Genomic DNA, 20,948 nt, shown 5'->3' with positions numbered 1-20,948 from the left:
TTCTCCTCACTTCACACCATGCATCAGTTTGTTGATCAACGGCGCGACCAGGAACAGCAACGCGCCAGCGCCCAGCAGGGCCCAGAACCCGAAGGTATACCCGCCCAGGGCCGAGGACACGCTCATGCCTTCGCTACCGCTGACATGGCCGGCAAAAATGCCCGACAGGTTGTTGCCGATGCCGGTAGACAAAAACCAGCCGCCCATCCCGAAACCGACCAGGCGCACCGGGGCCAGCTTGGTCACCATCGACAGGCCGATCGGCGACAGGCACAGCTCACCCACCGACTGAATCACGTAGACCATGAACAAGGTCCAGAACGGGATCTTGCCGGCGTCGCTCACCAGGCTGGAAAGCGCAAACATCAGCAGCAGGAACGCCAGACCGTTGAAGATCAGGCCCAGGCCGAACTTGCGCGGAATGGACGGGTTGAAGCGGCCGGACTTGACCCAGATCCAGGCAATCACTGGCGCCAGGGCGATGATGGCGATGGAGTTCACCGACTGGAACCACGCCGTGGGGAAGGTCCAATTGCCGAAGGTGCGGTTGACGATGTTGTCGGCCAGGAAGGTGAAAGAGCTGCCGGCCTGTTCGAAGAACATCCAGAACAGCACGTTGAAGGCGAAGATGATCAGCATCGCGATCACCTTGTCGCGCTGCACCTTGCCCTCGCGGATGCCTTCGATCAACAGCAGCACCGACAGGCCGATGAACAGCACCGTGAGCACCGCCTGCAACACATCCGCGCCGACTGCCAGCAGGAAATACACCACCGGGATCGACACCAGGCAGCCGCCCAGCACCATCAGCACACGGCCCATGCCCTGCGCGTTGGGCGCCGGTGCGCCGATGCCGGCCAGCTGACGGCGGCCGATCCAGAACCAGACCAGGCTGATCAGCATGCCCACGCCCGAGGCCATGAACACCATCTTGTAGGACGGCATGGCTTCGGTGCCGAAGACCTTTTCGGCCAGCAGCTGGGTCAGCACCGGCGAGATCATCGCGCCGAGGTTGATGCCCATGTAGAAGATGGTGAACCCGCTGTCGCGGCGCGGGTCGGCCACCGAATACAGCTTGCCGACCATGGTGGAGATGTTGGGTTTGAACAGCCCGTTGCCCACCACGACCGTGGCCAGGCCGATCTCGAACACCACATGGTTGGGCACCGCGATCAGGAACAGGCCCGTGGCCATCACCGCCGCGCCCACCAGGATAGAGCGCTGGTAGCCGAGCACGCGGTCGGCCACGTAGCCGCCGAAGATCGCCGCCGCGTACACCAGCGCCAGATAGGCGCCGTAGGTGCGCCCGGCCGGGGCCTGGCCGCTGGCTTCGCCGCCGAAGAACTGCGCCACGATGTACAGCACCAGCGCCCAACGAATGCCGTAGAACGCAAAGCGTTCCCAGAATTCGGTCATGAACAGCATCCACAGCGGCCGGGGGTGGCCGAGCAAGGTGGGGAACTGGGGAGGCGCAGGCGGTTGCGGCGGAGTGGAGGCGGAAGTCGGCGCGGCAGCGTCAACGCTCATGAAGTGTCCCTTGCGTATTCAGTAATGGCTGGGTGCCTGGGGCGAACCCGGGGCGACGCGCGAGGATCACTTAGACGTCATGTACGCGTCAAATTCGCCGGACTCGGCGACCGGATGACGACGGGTGGAAACGCCCGCATCTCCCACCGCCGCATGCCCGCTTCCCCTTCTCCCGCTGGGAGAAGGTGCCCGCAGGGCGGATGAGGGTGCGATGTCGCTGGGTGGTGCCGATCGCCGAAGTACGAGCATCAGCAAGTAGCTGATCCCGGGGATGAGGCCCGTACCCTCACCCCAACCCCTCTCCCGCCGGGAGAGGGGCTTCGAGCAACTTCTCCACTAAGTGCTTTCCCGAGCAAGTGCTCTCCCGAGCTTCAGCGCCCCCCCTGCGTTGCCAAGCTTTTTGCCTCGCTCAGCGCTTCCCAGCGTCCGCACTCCCCTGCGGCGGTCGGTTGTCCACGCCTACGGACGTACGCACGTCGAACAGCTCCGGGAAGAAGGTCAGTGCCAGGGCCTGCTGCAGGAACCCCACGCCACTGGAGCCGCCGGTGCCGCGTTTGAAGCCGATCACCCGCATCACCGTGCGCATGTGCCGGAAGCGCCACAGCTGGAACTGGGTTTCCACATCCACCAGGTCTTCGCACAGCGAATATTCGCGCCAGTAGCGGTCGGTATTTTCGTAGATGCGCTCGAACACCGGCCGCAGCGTGTCGTCGGCCACGTGCGCAGCGGTCCAGTCGCGGGCCTGGTATTGCTGCGGAATCGCATGCCCGAAGCGCGCCAGGTAGCGCAGGAATTCCTCGTACAGGCTCGGGGCTTCCAGTACTTCGCGCAGCCGTGCCTGGCCGGCAGGGTCATAGGCGAACACCTGCAGCATCTGCGGATTCTTGTTGCCCAGCAGGAACTCGATGTAGCGGTATTGCAGCGACTGGAAGCCCGATGAGGGGCCGAGCACATCGCGAAAGCCCATGTACTCGCTGGGGGTCAGCGTTTCCAGCACCGACCATTGCTCGGTCAGCTGGCGCAGCACCTGCTTGCTGCGCGCCAGCACCTTGCGGCATTGCCAGACCTCGTCGCGCTGCAGGTGCACGATGGCCGCGCGCAGCTCGTGGGCCAGCAGTTTCAGCCACAGCTCGGAGGTCTGGTGCTGGATGATGAACAGCATTTCGTCGTGGTGCGCCGGCTCGGACAAGGGCTGCTGCGCACTCAGCAACTGGTCCAGGCGCAGGTAGCCGCCGTAGGTCAGCCGCCCTTCCAGATCGGTGTGGATGCCGGGTTCCAGGTCACGCAGGTTCTTGTCGACGGGCATGGCGATGCAAATGGATCGGGCCGGTCAGGGTAGCTCAGCGGCGGGGATTGGGGATTGGGGATTGGGGATTGGGGATTGGGGATTGGGGATTGGCGGTTGGCGGTTGGCGGTTGGCGGTTGGCGGTTGGCGGTTGAGAGTGGATGGGCGTCGCCGCCGGGATGGAACCGAACTGCGCCGGTGCCGTCCAGGTCGGTAACCATTCGAGGCGTGGCCCCAGTGAATGCGCATCCCGGGTGGCCGGGATGGATGAACCAGGCGTCCGTTGCTCGTCCGCACCCGGTGCGAGGGCGTGGATGCCTGCGGCGTCTGGTTGGCGCCCGTTCCGGGGCTGGGCGAGCACAGCCCGCATTGCCTGGCTACCTGGCTGCTTTCAGCGCTGGGCCGCCGTGCTCGGGCGCAAGCTGGCTGCCCGCACAGCGTGCCGCGCGAGACACGGCCACTCATCGGACGCCGCACGTCCGGGCGTGGCAGACGGGGAGGTGTTTCGCTTCTGAACCACCCGGCCAGCCGCCAGCGCAGTCGCAGCCACTGCGCCGGTGTCACCGTATCGTCAACCTAGGCCTGCAAATTTATGCAGAATCGAACAGCGCTGCCGGCCAGGGACGTGGCCGGACCAGGGGAGCGCTCCACGTCTCAAGGATCAGGGGACTCTCATCTCATGCAAGTGTTGCAGCGTCGTGCAGCCTTATTCGTCTGTGCGCTGGCGTTTGCCGGCCACGCCAGCGCCGAAGTCGTCATCAGCCAGGTCTACGGCGGTGGCGGCAACAGTGGCGCCACCCTCCGCAGCGATTTCATCGAGCTGCACAACACCGGCACCACCACGGTCAGCCTGGACGGCTGGTCGGTGCAATACGCCTCGGCCGCCGGCAGCAGCTGGCAGACCACGCCATTGGCGGGCACGGTGCCGGCCGGTGGCTATTACCTGATCAAACAGGCCGATGGCAGCGGCGGCAGCGTTGCGCTGCCCACGCCCGATGCCACCGGCACGCTGGCCATGAGCGGCACCGCTGGCAAGGTGGCGTTGCGCAACAGCACCGCCGCGCTGAGCGGCACCTGCCCCACCGAATACGCTGATCTGGTCGGCTACGGCAGCAATGCCAGCTGCGCCGAAGGCAACGCGCCCGCCCCGGCACCCAGCAACACGCTGGCGGTGCTGCGTGGCGGCGAAGGCTGCAGCGACACCAACAACAACGCCGCCGACTTCGCCGCTGGCGCCCCGGCCCCACGCAATGCCGCCAGCGGCGCACGGCTGTGCAGCGGTGGCGGCCAGCCGATCGCCACGCTGGCCGATGCCAGCCAGGCCGAAGGCAACGCCGGCAGCCGCAGCGTCGTATTCACGCTGAGCCTGAGCCAGCCGGCCGGTGCCGGTGGCGTGCGCTTCACCGCCGCTACCGCCAATGGCACCGCCGTGGCCGGCAGCGACTACGTGGCCCTGCCGGCCACCGGCGTGCAGATCGCCGCAGGCGAGCGCACTGCGACCGTCGCGGTGGAGGTGCTGGGCGACACCACGCCCGAGCCCGATGAAACCTTCACCCTGCAGATCAGCGGCCTCACCGGCGCGCTGCCGGCTAAGCTGAGCGCCACCGGCACCATCGTCAACGACGATTTCCAGCTGCTGCCGATCCACGCCATCCAGGGCAAGGGCGCACGCTCGCCGCTGGATGGCCAGGTGGTGGCGACCTCCGGGATCGTCACTGCGCGCCGCAGCGCCGGCTTCTTCCTGCAGGCGCCCACGGCCGAAGCCGATGCCGACCCGGCCACCTCCGAAGGCGTCTACGTCTATACCGGCAGCGCCCCGCCGGACACCGCCGCCATCGGCAACCGGGTGCGCGTGCAGGGCACGGTGATCGAATACGTGCCCACCGCCGACCCGACCCAGCCGCCGCTGACCGAAATTGGCGGCGTCCTGACCGTGCTGCTGGATTCCACCGGCAACGCGCTGCCTGAGCCCGTGCTGCTGAGCGCGGCCCTGCCCAACCCGAATGGCGCCTTTGATCAGCTCGAAGCGCTGGAAGGCATGCGCGTGGCGGCGCCCAGCCTCACCGTCAATGCGCCCACCGGTGGCAACGTCAACGAGACCACCGCCACCGCCACCAGCAACGGCGTTTTCCATGCCGTGGTCAGCGAATTGCCGCGCGCCTTCCGCGAGCCCGGCGTGCAACTGCCCGACCCCTTGCCGGCCGGCTCGCCGGCGGGCGTGCCGCGCTGGAACACCAATCCGGAAGTGATCGCCGTTGGCAGTGCCGGGGTGGGCGCCGAGCGCCTGGATCTGGCCGCCGGCTGCCGCGTGTTCAACGTCGTCGGCCCGCTGGATTACAGCTTCCGCCGCTACACGCTGTACCCGGAACGCACCCCGCAGGTGAGCTGCAACGGTGCCGACCAGCCGCGCCCGGCGCCGCGGCCGCAAGCCGACGACGTGGCCGTGGCCACTTACAACATGGAGCGCTTCTTCGACGACCAGAACGACCCGGCGATCGGCGAGCCGGTACTCACCCCGGCCGCGTTCCAGGCCCGCCTCAACAAGGCCTCGCTGGCGATCCGCAACTATCTGCACACGCCCGACATCCTGGGCACGGTGGAAGTGGAAAACATCAGCGTGCTGCAGACCCTGGCTGCCCGCATCAACGCCGACGCCGTGGCCGCCGGCCAGCAGGATCCCAAGTACGTGGCGTATCTGCAGGAAGGCAATGACGTTGGCGGCATCGACGTCGGCTTCCTGGTCAAGACCGCCGACGTCAGCGGCGGTGTACCGCGCGTCGAAGTGGTTTCGGTGGCGCAGGAAGGCAAGGCCACCACCTGGACCGAACCGGGCGGCGCGGTGAGCCTGCTCAACGACCGCCCGCCGCTGGTGCTCAGCACCCGCGTGCATCAGGCCGACGGCCGCGTGCTGCCGCTGACCACCATCGTGGTGCATCAGCGCTCGCTCAACGGCGCCGAAACCGATGACGCCGCCGGCACCCGCATCCGTGCCAAGCGCCAGGCGCAGGCCAGCTACCTGGCGCGTTTGCTGCAGGCGCGCCAGCAGCTGGATCCGGCCGAACGCGTGCTGGTGATGGGCGACTTCAACGCCTTCGAGTTCAACGATGGCTATGTGGATGCAATGGGCACGGTCACCGGCAAGCCGGCAGCGGATGCGCAGACGGTGGTCAGCGGTGATGGCATCGATCTGGTCGACCCGGACTACACGGACCTGACCTGGTTCAACACACCGGACCAGAGTTACTCGTATGCGTTCGATGGCAACGTGCAGTCGCTTGACCACATCCTGGCCAACGACGCCTTGATGCGCGCATCCAACATCGCCTCGTTGTCGGTGGGCCACGCACGCATCAATGCCGACTTCCCCGGCACCGCGCGCAACGATGCCAACACGCCCACGCGTCTTTCGGATCACGATCCCACCGTGGTGCTGTTACGCATGACGCCGCAGGTGAATGCAGACATGCGCGTGGCAGTTACCGCAGCACGTGATCAGGTGCTCGAAGGCGAGCGCATCGACTACACCGTGGATGTGGAAAACGGCGGTCCGAACAGCGCGGCATTCCCCGCTGTGGCATTGGCGTTTGATGCAGCTGTGAGTCCGCGTGTAACCGCGGCGCCGGGCTGGACTTGCAACCCGCCTGAAACCGGTAGCCAGACCGTGCTCACCTGCACCGCGCCGTCGCTGGCCGCCGGCAACGCGCAGAGCTTCACCGTGCAGCTGGACGCCGGTGCGGACCTGGCGGGCCGCACCCTCACCCTGGCCGCCTCGGTCGCCTCGCAATCGCCCGACCCGCAGCCGGACAACAACACCGACACCGCCAAGGTGGCCGTGCAGGCCCGGTTGCGCAGCGATCTGGCGGTGCGTCTGGAAGGTCCCGCCAGCCTGCCGACCACCGCCTTCAACGCGAGCTATCGCGTGCTGCTGGATAATCGCGGCAACGCACCGGCAACCGGCGTCAGCGTGCGCGTGGAGGGCAACACGCTGTCTGCGCTGTCGCTGCTGGTGCCCCCACGCGGCTGGCGCTGCGACAAGCAGCTGCAGTCGCTGCGCAGTGCGGTGTTCGTCTGCACCACTGCGGCTGCGCTGCAGCCCGGTGCGCAGACCGCCTTCCAGCTGACCGTGGCGACCAAGCCGATCCCGGCCGAACGCGCGGTGCAGGTGCAGGCCACGGCCAGCTCCAGTTCACCGGATGCGAACCCGGCCGACAACGCTGCGCGGATCAGCACTCCAATTGGAGGCGGCGCCGGGCGGCGTTGATCGCACTGCAACACGTCGCAGTTTTCAACAGTGGTAAAGGGCGCGGCCTGGTCCGCGCCCTTTTTTTTGTGCAACCCAGCATCATTGTGTGCTGCGGTGCAGGACAGCTTTTTGCTTCGCCGTCCTTAACATCGCAACTCATATCATTTGAAACTTCTTGATGAAGGTGTCGCCGCAATGAGCGTAGCCGCGCAGTTCGAAATCGAATATCTGCAATACATGGACGCGGACGGCCAACTGGTCCGCGACGATCTGCCGGCCGACGCCGCCAACCCGCAACAGTTGCTCGCCCTGTTCAAGCGCATGCTGTTCGTGCGCACCTTCGACAGCAAGTCGATCGCGCTGCAGCGCACCGGCAAGCTCGGCACCTACGCAGCCAGCCTGGGCCACGAGGCCACCCATGTGGGCATCGGTGCCTCGATGCGCAGCGGCGATGTGTTCGCGCCCAGCTACCGTGAATACGGCACCATGTTCGAACGCGGCGTGCGTCCACGCGATGTGCTGCTGTACTGGGGCGGCGACGAGCGCGGCAGCGACTACCCGCGCGATGCCGATGCGGCGATCGACTTCCCGATCTGCGTACCGATCTCCACCCAATGCCTGCACGCGGCCGGCGCGGCGCTGTCGTTCAAGCTGCAGGGCAAGGCGCAGGTGGCAGTGGCGTGCTGCGGCGATGGCGGCAGCTCCAAGACCGACTTCTACGCCGCGCTCAACTCGGCCGGCGCCTACACGCTGCCGCTGATCCTGTGCGTGATCAACAACGGCTGGGCGATCTCGGTGCCGCGCTCGGCGCAGACCGGTGCGCAGACGCTGGCACAGAAGGGCCTGGCCGGCGGCCTGCACTGCCTACAGGTGGACGGTAACGACCTCATCGCCGTGCTCGAAGCCATGCGCCAGGCGCGCGCGCGCGCGCTGGCCGGCGATGGCGGCACCGTGATCGAATTCCTCACCTATCGCCTCACCGACCACACCACCGCCGACGACGCCCGCCGCTACCGTGGCGAGGACGAAGTGAAGCAGGCCTGGACACGCGAACCGATGCTGCGCCTGCGCCGCTATCTCACCGCGCAAGGTCTGTGGGACGAGGCGCAGGAAGAAGCCTGGAAAGCCGAGTGCGGCGCGCGCATCGACGAAGAGGTCAATGCGTACCTCAATACCCCGGTGCAGCCGGTGGAAGCGATGTTCGATTATCTGTACGGCGACCCGCCGGCCGAACTGCTGGCCCAGCGCGCCGAGGTCATCGCCCTGGAGGCCCGTCATGGATGAGCTCAACCACGCACAGCTCGCCGGCTCACAGCAGGCCAGTGCCCCTTACAACGCCGCTGCCACGCGCGGAGAGATCGCCATGAGTTCGCCCATCACCCTGATCGAAGCCATCACCCAGGCGCTGGCCTGGGAGCTGGAACACGACCCCGCGGTGCTGGTGCTGGGCGAGGACGTAGGGGTCAACGGCGGCGTGTTCCGCGCCACCGCCGGCCTGCAGCAACGCTTCGGCAGCGCGCGCGTGCTCGACACCCCGCTGGATGAAACCACCATCGCCGGGCTGAGCGTCGGCCTGGCCGCGCAAGGCATGAAGCCGGTGGCCGAAGCGCAGTTCGACGGCTTCGTGTATCCCATGGTCGATCACCTGATCTGCCACGCCGCACGCCTGCGCAACCGCACCCGTGGCCGCCTGCATTGCCCGATGGTGCTGCGCGTGCCGTGGGGCGGCGGCATCCGCGCACCGGAACATCACAGCGAGGCCAACGAAGCCATCTTCACCAACGTGCCCGGTTTGCGTGTGGTGCTGCCGTCCTCGCCGCAGCGTGCGTATGGCTTGTTGCTGGCCGCAATCCGCGACCCGGATCCGGTGATCTACATGGAGCCCAAGCGCATCTACCGCCAGTACAAGGAAGTGGTGGCCAATGACGGCGAAGCGCTGCCGCTGGATGTCTGCTTCGTGCTGCGCGACGGCACCGATGTGACCCTGGTGACCTGGGGCGCGCAGGTGAAGGAAGCGCTGGAAGCAGCCGACAAACTGGCCAGCGAAGGCATCAGCGCCGAAGTCATCGACGTGGCCACGCTGCGCCCGCTGGATTTCGACACCATTGCCGAATCGGTCGCCAAGACCGGCCGCTGCGTGATCGTGCAGGAAGCCCCGCGCACTGCCGGTTTCGGTGCGGAGATTGCTGCGCAGCTTGCCGAAAAATCGATGTACGACCTGCTCGCTCCGGTGGAACGGGTGACCGGCTATGACACGCATATCCCGCTGTTCCGGCTGGAGATGAAGTTCCTGCCCAGCGTGGAGCGCATCGTCACCGCCGCCCGCCGCGCGGTGGCTGCCGGCTGACATGCGCGCCCGCCTGCTTTGCGACTACCGCGCCGCCTACGCCAACCCGATCCGCTTCCATGCCGGCCAGCAGGTCGCCATTGGGGTGCGCGATGAAGAATGGCCGGCGTTTGCCTGGGTGAACACCGGCGAAGGCCATGCCGGCTGGGCGCCGGCGGCCTGGCTGCGCCCGCTGGGCGACGGCCTGGCTGAAGCGCTGCGTGATTACGATGCACGCGAGCTCGATGCCCACCAGGGCGAGCACGTGCTGCTGCATTACGAACACGGGGGTTGGTGGTGGTCCGAGCGTGCCGATGGCACGCAGGGCTGGCTGCCGGCCGCCGACCTCGAACTCCTCGACGACACCACGCCGCAGCTGCAGACGGCGCAAGAGAACCTGCCATGAGCGAAGCCAAGAATTTCCACCTGCCCGACCTGGGCGAAGGCCTGCCCGACGCCACCATCGTCGAATGGTTCGTCAAGGAGGGCGACCCCGTGCGCCTGGACGACCCGCTAGTATCGATGGAGACCGCCAAGGCGGTGGTCGAAGTGCCCTCGCCGTTCTCCGGCACCGTGGTCAAGCTGGCCGGCGCGGCCGGCGATGTGATCACCACCGGTGCGGTGCTGGCGCAGTTCGCGCTGGATGCCTCGCAACCGCAGCGTGCCGACGGCCAGGACACCGGCCATTCGCATGGACCGGCGCCGACGCACGCACCCACGCCCAGCACCGGCGACAGCGCGGCTGGGCACACCACACGCGTGGTGGCCTCCGATAACGGCGGCGAAATTGCCGATGCCGATGCTGGCGATGGCAGCAGCGATCGCGACGATGCCGGCACCGTGGTGGGCGCGATGCAGAGCTCCAACGCCGTGCAGAGCGAGCAGGCCATTACCGTCGGCGGCGTGCGCGCCATGCCGGTGGTGCGCGCGCTGGCGCGCAAGCTGCGTGTGGACCTGGCACAGGTGCGCGCTACCGGCCCGGACGGCACGGTCACGCTGGCAGACGTAAAGCAGGCAGCAGCCGCCGGTACCGCGCAGCCCTCACCCGGCGCGCAGGGCGCGCCGACCTCTCCTGCCCGCGGGAGAGGTGGTCCGATCGATGACGGTGGGAGAGCTGCTGGGAGCGCTGCCGACGGCAGGGATCGACCCGCAACAGCACCCCTTCTTCCGCCTGCGGGAGAAGGTGCCCGCAGGGCGGACGAAGGCAACGCCCGCTCCACGCTGTCGGCCAGCGGCAAGCCGATGCGCACCCAGTCGCCCGGCATCAGCGCCAAGGGCCAACCCGAGCAACTCAAGGGCGTGCGCCGCAACATGGCACGCGTGATGGCCGATGCGCACAGCAAGGTGGTGCCCACCACGCTCAACGACGACGCCGACCTGCACGCCTGGCAACCCGGCAACGACGTCACAGTGCGCCTGGTGCGCGGCATCGTGCGCGCCTGCGAGGCCGTGCCCGCGCTCAACGCCTGGTTCGACGGCGAGGCGCTGAGCCGCACGCTGCACCCGCAGGTGGACATCGGCATTGCGGTAGACACCGAAGAAGGCCTGTTAGTGCCGGCACTGCGCAACGCCGACATGCTGGATGCGCATGGCATTCGCGAAGGCGTCAACCGGCTGCGCCAGCAGGTGGAAAGCCGCAGCATCGCCGCGTCCGAACTGAGCGGCTACACCATCTCGCTGTCCAACTTCGGCATGTTTGCCGGCCGCTACGCCACGCCGGTGGTGGTGCCGCCCTGCGTGGCGATCGTGGCCGCCGGCCGCGCGCGCTACCAGCTCACCCCGGTGATGGGCGGCGTGGAAACCCACAAGGTGATGCCGCTGTCGCTGACCTTCGATCACCGCGCCGCCACCGGCGGTGAAGCGGCGCGCTTCCTGCGCGCCTTGCTGGACGATCTGGCGTTGGCCAACTGAGCACTGTCTTTTTTGCCATGTAGCACGATGTGCGTCACCGTGACAGCGGCAACATTGGCCGCTGTCCGATGCACATGCTGCACCGGCCCGGAACACTCATTCACGCCGATGTGCGCCTTCATCCCGAGATACCACTGCTTGCCCTCTCGGCGTGATGCATCTCAGGGTCGCGCGCGTGATCGGCGCTTTTGGTCGAACCGGGCGCAGCGATCCGCGTCGCATCGACGATCGTCCCGGGACGTAGACTCTGGCCCTTGCGCGTCAGAGGCGCGTTGACCGCTTCCAGCAACACCATGGGCCTCCAGCAAGCGTCGAAAGTTGAGAATCGTGGTCTCGTCGAGAATGTCGTCCAACCCACCGAGCTGGGCAAATCGCCGCAAGGTCGGAATCTCGTGCAGCGCTTCTTCCCTCGCAGGATCGCTCAACGCATACCCCTGCTGCAGCAGATGATCCGCAATATCGTCGCCAGTGCGTAGGGCTGCCGCCCTGGCCGCCCCGACGCCGGATAGTGCGGCGCGATCAGCCCGAGCAGTTTCTGCCACGCAACGACCTGCTCCATCTCGGCCAGGAAGATCTCGTGCCGGGTCTGCTTGCGCTTGCCCAGGCTCTCGGTGTCACTGAACATCAGTTGCATGGATCACTCATCAACATGAGGCGGGCAATTTCGTGTATCTGTGGCGCCTTGTTCAGAGGCTCCTTAGCCAAACGCCTTATAACTCAGACCGCGCTGCAATATTGGAACGCGTATGCGACCGGGCCGACAATTTGTCGGCCCGGCTAAGACAGGTTTATCTTTAATTTCTAACCTTTATAACCATTATTTTTTAATAAGTCTTTGTATGCAGCATATAGTTTTGGATCTCTCTTAGTAGACCTCTTGACATCGCTGGGAAGACCTCGCGGATACGTAGCGTAGAGCTGGCCTGCTCTGTAACTAAGTGCAGTGTCATCACTCAGCACAATACCAGGCTTTCGATCCTCGCGAGGCAAATCGTGAACAGTGGGCTCCTCTGTCGAGAATCTGACATTTAAGAGCTCTCCACGCCGACGATGGCGACTACTCATGTGTTGCAGACCGCTGAACTGAGCAGACGGAGGTGGATTCGAAGTTTGTCCCTGCTGCGGTGGCGAGCTTTCTGGATTGCTTTCATGGGAGTAGTTATAGCTACTGCTTGATGCGCCACGAATCGGACTTGTCATGTAAAAAAATCTCCACGATTAAGGCTTATTGCAGCGCCAATAAGAAATACAATTTTCACCTCAGTATGACGCCGCAACGTCAATATTCCTCCATGTTTAGATTCTTTTCTTTTTGCACCAGGAATATTTGTTGCGAGAAGCGAAATTTACAGATGATTGCATCAACTTAAGCAAAGGTGATATTGCACTCTTTGCAAATGGCGACCACCGCAAAAGAGTGTGCCACTCGGCGCATACATGCCATTGGCAAGCCGGCAGGCTGCCCACAGCCACGCTGACAAGTCGCGATGGCGACCACACCTTGAACGGATAAAGCGGCCTCGCTACATCCCTTTAACTGGAAAGCGCGTTATGTGCCTGCGTTGTCGCTTCTGCAACAACGCGTTTTTTCGGCGCCGACTGGCAGTAGCACCGTGCCGTCGCCCACGACTCTGCACTGGTGCATTTGCCTCTGCGCGCAGGAAGTCGCCTCTGCGCATGAAGTGGACCCTGCCGTCGGCAATCTTTGCTTCCATAACGTGATACCACCACTTTTAGAAACAAGAATTTCTACCTAGCATTCATCGCCAGTCAAACAACGCGCGCAGTTAGAACGTATTGCCCATAGGCGAAGCATTGCATCGTCCGTGTGCATCTCCGGAAGGTCTTCATCAATTCGGACCGCTTGAGCAACGCTGCGCTAGGGAAGGTCTGAACATTGAGTCCTGAGAGTGCGCGATGTCGCCTCGTTCCGGAGAGTCGCGCGTGGATCTTCAGATTTTTCGCCACTTCTGGCGCTTTCCGTGGGAAACACCCGGGTCACAGGCGCACGCTCGCCATAGCTTGACCCACCCCGGGAGACCGGGCCACGGCCAAGGCGAAGTCGCATTGGGCGCAGCACACCTCGGGTCGACACACCGGTTGTTGCCACTGCCGCTTGGCGGCGCCGTGGAGCGCCATGCGCGGCTAGCGCACCTGCACTTCGTTTCGGCATGCACGCCGTCGACAATGCGCGGATAATCGCGCGATGTCACTGAAAGCAGATTTGCTGTCGCTACAGCTACAGCCCGTGTTCGAGTCCGCGCTCGCCAGGGCCGGTGTGCGTGCGCTCACGCCGATCCAGGTCGCGATGATTCCGCCGATGCTGGCCGCACGCGACCTGATCGCCACCGCGCAGACCGGCTCGGGCAAGACCCTGGCGTATGCCTTGCCGCTGCTGCAGCAGCGCCTGCAGGCGCCGGAACAGGCGCCGCGCGTGCTGGGCGGGCTGATCCTGGTACCGACGCGTGAGCTGGTCGCGCAGGTCGCGCACACCCTGCTGTCGCTGGCCGCCGCCTTGCCGCGACGGCTGAAGATCGTCGCCGCCACCGGCGGTGAAGCCATCAATCCGCAGCTGATGGCCTTGCGCGGTGGCGCCGACATCGTCATCGCCACCCCGGGGCGGCTGCTGGACCTGGTGACGCACAATGCGCTGCGCCTCTCGCAGGTAAGCACGCTGGTGCTGGACGAAGCCGATCGCCTGCTCGACCTGGGCTTTGGCGCCGAGCTCGATCGCATCCTGGCCTTGCTGCCTGCCCAGCGGCAAAGCGTGCTGGTCTCGGCCACCTTCCCAGCCGCCATCGCGTCGCTGGCCAAGCGTCGCCTGCGCGATCCGTTGCGCATCACCCTCGGCGGCACGCCCGAACAGGCACCGGCGATCGCGCAACGCGCCATCGCAGTGGATGCCGGCCAACGTACGCAGCTGCTGCGCCACCTGCTGCTGGAACACGGATGGCCGCAACTGCTGGTCTTCGTCACCAGCCGCCACGGCGCCGACAAGGTTGCCGAGAAACTGAGCAAGACCGGCATCGCCGCCTTGCCGCTGCACGGCGAATTGAGCCAGGGCCGCCGCGAACGCACGCTGCGCGCCTTCAAACAGGCGGACGTGCAGGTGCTGGTGGCCACCGACCTGGCCGGGCGCGGCATCGACATCGACGCCTTGCCGGCCGTGCTCAATTACGACCTGCCCCGCTCCACTGTCGACTACACCCACCGCATCGGCCGCACCGCACGCGCCGGTGCCAGCGGCGTGGCGATCAGCTTCGTCACGGCAGACAGCGCCCAGCAGTGGCGGCTGATCGAAAAACGCCAGGGCCTGCGCGTGCCGACCAGCGTGATCGAAGGGTTCGAGCCAACTCCGGTCCAGGCGCCTGCCCCCGACCATGCGTCCGGCGCAGCGGCGCGTGCAGCGGATGACAACGGCGGCATCAAGGGCAAGCGGCCGAGCAAGAAGGACAAATTACGTGCCGCGGCGCAGGCGCAGGCTGGCAAGCCGGGCTGAAAGTAGCGAACGTACCGGCGCGAGCAGTCCTAGCACCGGTGCGTGATGACTGCGCCCACACCGTCGCACTGCAGCGCGGGCTGGCCTGGCAACCGCCGGCCTTGGTAACCGAACGCGCACAGCATGCGTAAGCCGCAACCGCCCAGCAAAAACGCGCTGGCGCAACAGCGTCGGCCAGCCACGGCCCGCTCGAACCGCTGCGTCCGAGCGGTAAGTGTCCGCTACCAAGCACCAGGAGGGTTGGCCGATGGCAGCGTCCCCGTCGCTTCGCCAATAAGGACGCTCGCCAGCGTCAAGTCACCGCAGGCCTCCTGCACCCTTGCCAGTTGCCATCTGCAACGCGCGAGGCCTGGCTCGTCCATGCGATGCGGTCGACAATCCGCCAGCAACTGCTCGTCCCGCAGCGGTGCGCCGCCGACGGGACGACGATCACACCTCAATCCTGCTCGAAATCCAGTTCGCCATCACCGAACGCATGATCGTTCTGCGCGCGTGGCGTGCGCTTGCCCGGCTTGCGCAGGATTTCGACGAAGAACTGCTCGCCACCGTCGGCGACGAGTGCGTTGATCGAGCGGATCAGCTCGGCCGGCGGCAGCGCCACGGCACTGGCTTCATCCACACCGAAGCGCATCTCGAAGTCCCAGTAGTCCGCGCCGGCCGGCAGCTCCTTGCGGCGCTCGCGGCGGATGTACTTGCGGATATCGTGCTTGCTGGATTCCAGCAGACGATCGCGGTTCTTGCCTTCGAGGTTGAGCTGGTAGGTCTTGCGCATGGCGACATCGGTGCTGGGGACTGGCCGCCTATTGTGAGGCCAAGGCGGCATCCTCGGTGAATCCAGCATCAAGTGGCGCTGCAGAACCGCCAAATGGCGGCATGCGCGCCTGGACTGACGTAATCGCGCCGTACGGCCCAACCCCTGCGTTCCCAGCCGCATCGACGCCCTGACGCATCTCACCGCAGCCCGAGCTGCTTGCGCAGGCTGCCGTCCACCGCGCTGGCGGGCAGGAACCGGCGCAGCTTGCTCAGCAGCGATGCCTGCCCGGCGGGTGTGCGGCGCATGCGCCACCTGCCCAGGGCCGCCTCCACCACGGTGGCGGCCACGCCATGCGGTTCCGGCGCGGTGTCGATACTGTGCGTGACTGCCCGCGCCACCACGCCACGCTCGCGGTCGTAATCGGCAATGGTGGCCTGCACCACCGGCGAATTGCTGCCCAGGCTGGTTTTCGTATACGCAGGCTCCACCAGCGTCACGCGAATGCCGAATTGACGCAGCTCGTGATCCAGCGTTTCCGACAGCCCTTCCACCGCATGTTTGGAGGCGGCATACACGCCCATGTACGGCGCCGGCAGGAACCCCAGCACCGAGCTGACATTGACGATGCGGCCCTGGCCGCGTGCACGCATGTGCGGCAGCACGGCCTGCACGGTGCGTAGGATGCCGAGTAGGTTGATGTCGAATAATGCGGCCGCTTCGTCGACGCTGGTTTCTTCAATGGCACCGACAAGATTGGTGCCTGCGTTGTTGACCAGCACATCGATGCGGCCCGCGCGGGCGATGATGCCATCGACCGCACGCTGCACCGAAGCGGCATCGCGGATATCCATCTCCACCAGCTCCACGGCCGTCAACGGTGTGGCACCGGCCAGGTGACGCACGCTGCCGTAAACGAGGCAGCCGGCTCGGGCGAAGTGTTCTGCGGCGGCACGGCCAATGCCGGACGACACGCCCGTGATCAGCACAACGGTCTGCTGTTGCATTGCGGTTCCTTCAATCAAGAGAAAGACATCGGCGATACGCGTGCGCCTGCATGGCATGCGTTCGGAAGGTGGTGACGATGGCGCACGACATTGCGCTGCGACGGCACCGTGGCCACGGTCGCAGAAGTGCTTCATGCAGGCCGGGCAATGTCCGGTGCGTTATTCCCTTTGCCGGGATCGGGCCGGATCTTGAACCAGATCGAATACATCGCCGGCAGGAACACCAGGGTCAACACGGTGCCGGCCAACGTGCCGCCGATCAGCGTGTAGGCCAAGGTGCCCCAGAACACGGAATGGGTGAGTGGAATGAATGCCAGGATCGCCGCCAGTGCCGTCAGAATCACCGGACGCGCACGCTGCACGGTGGCTCCCACCAACGCATGGAACGGATCCAGACCCTCGGCTTCGTTGTGATGGATCTGTCCGATCAGGATCAGCGTGTTGCGCATCAGGATGCCCGACAGTGCAATCAATCCCACCAGCGCATTGATGCCGAACGGTTGCTGGAACAGGATCAAGGTCGGCACCACACCGATCAGTCCGAGCGGGCTGGTGAGAAACACCATCACCATCGCCGAGATCGAGCGCACCTGCAGGATGATGATGAGCAACGTGGCCGCCAGCATGATGGGGAACAGCGGCAGCATCGCGGCGGTGGCCTTGCCGGACTCCTCGATGGAGCCGGCCTCCTTGATCTGATATCCGCTGGGCAGTTTGTCGATGATCGGCTGCAGCTGCCTGGTGATCGCAGCCGAGACATCCGGCGGCTGCAGCGTGTCGTCGACATCGCCGCCCACCGTGATGGTCGGCACGCGATCGCGGCGCCGCATGACCGGCTCTTCCATGCGCACATCCACCTTACCTACCTGCGACAGCGGGACGCGTTGGCCGTTGCCGCCGGCCAGGGTGAAGTCGGCGATGCGTGCCGGATCCAGACGAGTATCGCCGGCCGACCGCGCCACCACCTGCACACTGCGGATATCCTCGCGCACCAGCGTGATCGGCACGCCGCTGAGCAGGAACTGCAACTGCTGGGCGACCGCGGCCGAGGTCAGCCCCACCGCCTGCAGGCGATCCTGGTCCAGGCTGAAATGCAGGGTCGGTGTGCGCACGCCCCAGTCGGTATTGACGGTGCGCAGCATCGGGCTGTCCTGCATCACCTGCATGACCTGCGCAGCGATGCCGCGCAGCACCGTCGGGTCCGGGCCGCTCACCCGGTAGGCGACCGGAAACTTCGAATACGGGCCGAAGGTCAATTGCGTCGCGCGCACGCGCGCTTCCGGTGCCAGGCCTTGCGCGATCGCCTCACGCAAGCGCAGCTTCAACGCATCGCGCTCGTGCTGGTCGTCGGTACGCACCACGATCTTTGCGAACGAGGGGTCCGGCAGTTCCGGACCCATCGCCAGGAAAAAGCGCGGCGCGCCCTGACCGATGTAGGCGGTCACGATCTTTGCTTCCTTCTGCTTGGACAGCCAGGCTTCCACCTTCGCGGCGGCCGTGCTGGTCTGGTTGATCGAGGTGCCGTACGGCAGCTGCACTTCGACCAGTACTTCGGGGCGGTCGGAGATCGGAAAGAACTGCTTCTTGACGATGCCCATGCCAACGACCGCCAGCACGAACAGCCCCACCACCGAACCTGCGACCAGCCACTTGCGGGCAATGACGCGACCCAGCGCCTGGCGGAAGCGGTTGTAGCGCGGCGTGTTGTAGATCGCGGCGTGGCCGCCTTCGATCTTCTTCATATCCGGCAGCATCTTCACGCCCAGATACGGCGTGAACACCACCGCCACCGCCCACGACACGATCAGCGCGATGCCCACGATCCAGAACATGTTGCTGGTGTATTCGCCGGCCGTGGAAGCAGCAAATCCGTTCGGCATGAAGCCCACCGCGGTCACCAGCGTGCCGGACAACATCGGTGCGGCGGTGTGGCTCCACGCATACGCCGAGGCAGCAACGCGGCCGTAGCCTTCTTCCATCTTCACCACCATCATTTCGATGGCAATGATGGCGTCATCCACCAACAGACCCAGCGCCAGAATCAACGAACCCAGCGTGATGCGGTCGAAATTCTTGCCGGTGGCCAGCATCACCACGAACACTGCCGCCAGCGTCAACGGCACCGCCGCCGCCACCACGATGCCGACGCGCCAGCCCATGCTGACGAAGCACACCAGCATCACCACCAGCAGCGCGACGAAGAACTTGGTCATGAACTCGCCCACCGATGCATCGATGTTCACGGCCTGGTCGGTGACCTTGCTCAGTTGCATGCCCAGCGGCAATTCGGCGTTGATGGCGCCCACTTCGGCATCGAGCGACTTGCCCAGATCCAGGCCATTCCAGCCATCGCGCATGATGATGCCCAGCAACAACGCCGGCTCGCCGCCGCTGCGGATCATGAACGTGGACGGGTCTTCATAGCCACGTTTGACGGTGGCGATATCGGACAACTTCAGGCTGCGGCCCTGCACCACCAGTGGGGTATCACGGATCTTCTGCAGGTTGTCGAGCGCACCGTCCAGGCGAATGAACACATCCGGCCCACGCGTCTCCACCGAGCCGGCCGCCGTCAATGCATTTTGCGCATTGAGCGCGGCAAACACGTCCTGCGGGCTGACGCCCAGCGTGGCCAGGCGATCATGCGAGAACTCGACAAAGATGCGCTCGGGTTGTTCGCCGATGATGTTGACCTTCTTGACGCCGGGCACATGCAACAGGCGTTGGCGCATGGTTTCCGCATCGCGGGCGAGCAGCCGTTGCGGCTCGCCCTTGGCCTTGAGCGCAAACAGCGCGAAGGTGACATCGGCGTATTCGTCGTTGACCATCGGCCCGATCACACCGGCCGGCAGGTTGCCGGCTTCGTCGCCGACTTTCTTGCGCGCCTGGTAGAACTGCTCCTGCACTTCACCGGGCGGCGTGCTGTCCAGCAGCGTCAAGGTGGTGAATGCCAGGCCCGGGCGCGTATAGGTTTCGGTGCGGTCGTACCAGCGCAATTCCTGCATGCGCTTTTCGAGTTTTTCGGCCACCTGCTCCTGCATTTCCTGCGGCGTGGCGCCGGGCCAGGCAGTGATGATGGTCATGACCTTGACGGTGAACGCCGGGTCTTCCGCACGTCCCAGCTTGAGGAAGGCCACCAGGCCCGCCAGCGAGATCAGCACGATCAGGAACAAGGTGATGGAGCGCTCGCGGACCGCCAGCGCGGAGAGATTGAAGCGACCTTCGCTCACGGCTGCGCTCCTGCGGCAGGCGCGGGCTTGGCGGTGACGCCGGCAATGCGTACGTGCTGCCCGTCGCGCAACAGATGCGCACCCAGCGCAACGATGCGCTCACCGCGCGCGAGCGTGCCGGCGACGTTGGCGTGATCGTCATCCAGGCGCAGCACCCGCACCGGCCGCCACGCCACCTTGGCCGGCGTGCCGGCGATCACCCACACGCCCGTGCCCTTGCCGGCATCGAACAGCGCGCCCAGCGGCACCTGCACCCCCGCCTGCGTGGCGGCGGCTTCGGGAATGCGGATGCTCACCGTGGTGCCCAGGGGCGCGTCGGCCAGGGCGCCGCCAAGCACGTAGCGCGCCTCGAAGGTGCGCGTGAGCCGGTCTGCGCTGTCGGACAACTGGCGCAGCGTGGCGGGCTCGGTGACCCCGGCATTGCCGAACAAGGTGGCTTGTGCGGTGGAGCCCACCACCGGCTGCAGCGTCTCCGGCAGCTGGATGATGGCTTCGCGGCGCCCGGCATGCGCCAGCCGCACCACCGGCTGCCCGGCCGCAACCACCTGGCCGGGTTCGACCAGGGTTTCCATGACCACGCCATCGGCGTCGGCCAGCAGGTCGGTGTAACGGTTGGCGTTGCGCGCCACATCGGCCTGCGCCTGCGCTGCGCTCAACTGCGCCTTGGCGGCATCGGCGGCGGCCTTGATCTGGTCGTAGGCCGAGGCCGAAATGGCGCCGGTACCGCGCAGATCGCGGTAGCGCGCTTCGTCCTCGCCTGCCTGCTGCGCACGCGCCCGCGCGGCGGTCACCGCTTCCTGTTGCGCCTGCGCGGCGAGCTTGAGATCGACCGGATCGATCCGCAGCAGCGGCTGGCCGCGGGTCACCCGCTGCCCGGCATCGACCAGGCGCTCGGACACCTTGCCGGAGACGCGGAAACCCAGTTCGCTCTGGACCCGTGCCGCCACCGTGCCGGAAAAGCTGCGCGCCGCCGAACTGGCGTCGCCCACCGTCGCCACCCGCACCAACGGCGTGGCGGTGCGCGGATCAGCCGGGGTCTTGTCGCCACAGCCGGCCAACGCCAGCGGCAGCACACACAGCAGGGATGCAACAACAAGACGGCGCCGACGCATGCGAGTTCCAGTGGAGTTCTAGGATGGCTCGCATCTTGGTACTTGTGACCAAATCA

12 protein-coding genes and 1 pseudogene are annotated in these 20,948 nt (G+C 65.9%); 6 read left to right on the top strand and 7 right to left on the bottom strand.

What is annotated here, in order from left to right; all coding sequences use genetic code 11:
• Positions 1-6: 6 nt before the first annotated feature.
• Positions 7-1,527: a peptide MFS transporter gene (locus tag XCC_RS02245; RefSeq protein WP_011035686.1), complete on the bottom strand. Its 1,521-nt coding sequence runs from the start codon at positions 1,525-1,527 to the stop codon at positions 7-9.
• A 409-nt stretch (positions 1,528-1,936) separates the two neighbouring features.
• Positions 1,937-2,833, bottom strand: a complete 897-nt coding sequence (locus XCC_RS02240) for a tryptophan 2,3-dioxygenase (protein WP_011035685.1) — start codon at positions 2,831-2,833, stop codon at positions 1,937-1,939.
• A 659-nt stretch (positions 2,834-3,492) separates the two neighbouring features.
• Here XCC_RS02240 and XCC_RS02235 point away from each other — a divergent pair.
• From XCC_RS02235 to XCC_RS02215, 5 genes are all read left to right on the top strand, one after another.
• Positions 3,493-7,074, top strand: coding sequence for a lamin tail domain-containing protein (locus tag XCC_RS02235; protein ID WP_011035684.1), 3,582 nt, complete (start codon positions 3,493-3,495; stop codon positions 7,072-7,074).
• A 177-nt stretch (positions 7,075-7,251) separates the two neighbouring features.
• Positions 7,252-8,340: a pyruvate dehydrogenase (acetyl-transferring) E1 component subunit alpha gene (pdhA, locus tag XCC_RS02230; protein ID WP_011035683.1), complete on the top strand. Its 1,089-nt coding sequence runs from the start codon at positions 7,252-7,254 to the stop codon at positions 8,338-8,340.
• Positions 8,333-9,403: an alpha-ketoacid dehydrogenase subunit beta gene (locus XCC_RS02225; protein WP_012437174.1), complete on the top strand. Its 1,071-nt coding sequence runs from the start codon at positions 8,333-8,335 to the stop codon at positions 9,401-9,403. Before pdhA ends, XCC_RS02225 begins: the two co-directional genes overlap by 8 nt.
• 1 nt (position 9,404) lies before the next feature.
• Positions 9,405-9,788 carry an SH3 domain-containing protein gene (locus XCC_RS02220; RefSeq protein WP_011035681.1) on the top strand — a complete coding sequence of 128 codons (384 nt, stop codon included), beginning with the start codon at positions 9,405-9,407 and terminating at the stop codon, positions 9,786-9,788.
• The gene (locus XCC_RS02215; protein ID WP_011035680.1) at positions 9,785-11,293 is read left to right on the top strand and encodes a dihydrolipoamide acetyltransferase family protein; all 1,509 of its coding nucleotides are present in this window, start codon (positions 9,785-9,787) and stop codon (positions 11,291-11,293) included. Before XCC_RS02220 ends, XCC_RS02215 begins: the two co-directional genes overlap by 4 nt.
• Before the next feature lie 2 nt (positions 11,294-11,295).
• Here XCC_RS02215 and XCC_RS02210 read toward each other — a convergent pair.
• Positions 11,296-11,927 (bottom strand): annotated as a pseudogene (locus XCC_RS02210) (IS5 family transposase); the annotation flags it as partial.
• 1,572 nt (positions 11,928-13,499) lie between these two features.
• On the opposite strand from XCC_RS02210, the gene XCC_RS02205 reads away from it, so the two are divergent.
• Complete coding sequence (locus XCC_RS02205; RefSeq protein ID WP_011035678.1) at positions 13,500-14,792, top strand: DEAD/DEAH box helicase; 1,293 nt, start codon at positions 13,500-13,502, stop codon at positions 14,790-14,792.
• Positions 14,793-15,228: 436 nt separating this feature from the next.
• On the opposite strand, the gene XCC_RS02200 is transcribed toward XCC_RS02205, so the two are convergent.
• From XCC_RS02200 to XCC_RS02185, 4 genes are all read right to left on the bottom strand, one after another.
• Positions 15,229-15,564, bottom strand: coding sequence for a DUF6172 family protein (locus tag XCC_RS02200; RefSeq protein WP_014509250.1), 336 nt, complete (start codon positions 15,562-15,564; stop codon positions 15,229-15,231).
• Between the two features lie 179 nt (positions 15,565-15,743).
• Positions 15,744-16,550 carry an oxidoreductase gene (locus XCC_RS02195; RefSeq protein WP_011035676.1) on the bottom strand — a complete coding sequence of 269 codons (807 nt, stop codon included), beginning with the start codon at positions 16,548-16,550 and terminating at the stop codon, positions 15,744-15,746.
• Between the two features lie 131 nt (positions 16,551-16,681).
• Positions 16,682-19,780, bottom strand: a complete 3,099-nt coding sequence (locus XCC_RS02190; RefSeq protein ID WP_011035675.1) for an efflux RND transporter permease subunit — start codon at positions 19,778-19,780, stop codon at positions 16,682-16,684.
• Entirely contained in the window at positions 19,777-20,892 is a 1,116-nt protein-coding gene (locus XCC_RS02185) for an efflux RND transporter periplasmic adaptor subunit (RefSeq protein WP_011035674.1), read from the bottom strand. Before XCC_RS02185 ends, XCC_RS02190 begins: the two co-directional genes overlap by 4 nt.
• Between the last annotated feature and the right edge of the window lie 56 nt (positions 20,893-20,948).

It is taken from the genome of Xanthomonas campestris pv. campestris str. ATCC 33913, from assembly GCF_000007145.1.
GTDB classification, from domain to species: domain Bacteria; phylum Pseudomonadota; class Gammaproteobacteria; order Xanthomonadales; family Xanthomonadaceae; genus Xanthomonas; species Xanthomonas campestris.
Note: the sequence above shows the minus strand (reverse complement) of the source record. Positions and strands in the feature narration are given on the sequence as shown.

Bases quoted from the DNA above. Each gene is read 5' to 3' on its own strand.
- XCC_RS02245 (WP_011035686.1), bottom strand. From the start codon at position 1,527: ATGAGCGTTGACGCTGCCGCGCCGACTTCCGCCTCCACTCCGCCGCAA.
- XCC_RS02240 (WP_011035685.1), bottom strand. From the start codon at position 2,833: ATGCCCGTCGACAAGAACCTGCGTGACCTGGAACCCGGCATCCACACC.
- XCC_RS02235 (WP_011035684.1), top strand. From the start codon at position 3,493: ATGCAAGTGTTGCAGCGTCGTGCAGCCTTATTCGTCTGTGCGCTGGCG.
- pdhA (WP_011035683.1), top strand. From the start codon at position 7,252: ATGAGCGTAGCCGCGCAGTTCGAAATCGAATATCTGCAATACATGGAC.
- XCC_RS02225 (WP_012437174.1), top strand. From the start codon at position 8,333: ATGGATGAGCTCAACCACGCACAGCTCGCCGGCTCACAGCAGGCCAGT.
- XCC_RS02220 (WP_011035681.1), top strand. From the start codon at position 9,405: ATGCGCGCCCGCCTGCTTTGCGACTACCGCGCCGCCTACGCCAACCCG.
- XCC_RS02215 (WP_011035680.1), top strand. From the start codon at position 9,785: ATGAGCGAAGCCAAGAATTTCCACCTGCCCGACCTGGGCGAAGGCCTG.
- XCC_RS02205 (WP_011035678.1), top strand. From the start codon at position 13,500: ATGTCACTGAAAGCAGATTTGCTGTCGCTACAGCTACAGCCCGTGTTC.
- XCC_RS02200 (WP_014509250.1), bottom strand. From the start codon at position 15,564: ATGCGCAAGACCTACCAGCTCAACCTCGAAGGCAAGAACCGCGATCGT.
- XCC_RS02195 (WP_011035676.1), bottom strand. From the start codon at position 16,550: ATGCAACAGCAGACCGTTGTGCTGATCACGGGCGTGTCGTCCGGCATT.
- XCC_RS02185 (WP_011035674.1), bottom strand. From the start codon at position 20,892: ATGCGTCGGCGCCGTCTTGTTGTTGCATCCCTGCTGTGTGTGCTGCCG.